Source organism: Bacteroides sp. D1 (assembly GCF_000157095.2).
In the GTDB taxonomy this organism is placed as follows: Bacteria; Bacteroidota; Bacteroidia; order Bacteroidales; family Bacteroidaceae; genus Bacteroides; species Bacteroides xylanisolvens.
The window spans coordinates 1-409 of record NZ_JH114341.1 but is presented as its reverse complement, the minus strand read 5'-3'; the positions used below and the strand labels follow the sequence as shown (position 1 = coordinate 409).

Annotated in this window: 2 tRNA genes; both read left to right on the top strand. The window is 40.3% G+C overall.

Going from position 1 to position 409, the window contains the following annotated elements:
* Positions 1-186: 186 nt before the first annotated feature.
* Positions 187-263: transfer RNA gene (locus BSAG_RS11900), tRNA-Ile, on the top strand.
* 69 nt (positions 264-332) lie between these two features.
* Positions 333-409 (top strand) — tRNA-Ala (locus tag BSAG_RS11905).

The window sequence follows — 409 nt, the reverse complement described above, 5'->3', positions numbered from 1 at the left end:
GCGATGCTGTTACATGAATAATGTAAACCAAGTCATCGTAAAAATAGTGACTTTAAAGGTTCTGTTTTTTGTACTACTGGTACTTGTTTATTTATAATATATAGATCAACCATCTATAGAAGTATAGATAGAGATAAACAAGAGAAAAAGAAGCCGAGTCTAACATCAGGTAGACAAGGTTGAACTAGTCCTATAGCTCAGTTGGTTAGAGCGCTACACTGATAATGTAGAGGTCGGCAGTTCAACTCTGCCTGGGACTACCAAGCTCAAGAATGAGGAACAGCGAAAGCTGAAAGTAAAAGCTAAAAAACGATATTCTTGAACAACCTCTTGGGGGATTAGCTCAGCTGGCTAGAGCATCTGCCTTGCACGCAGAGGGTCAACGGTTCGAATCCGTTATTCTCCACCA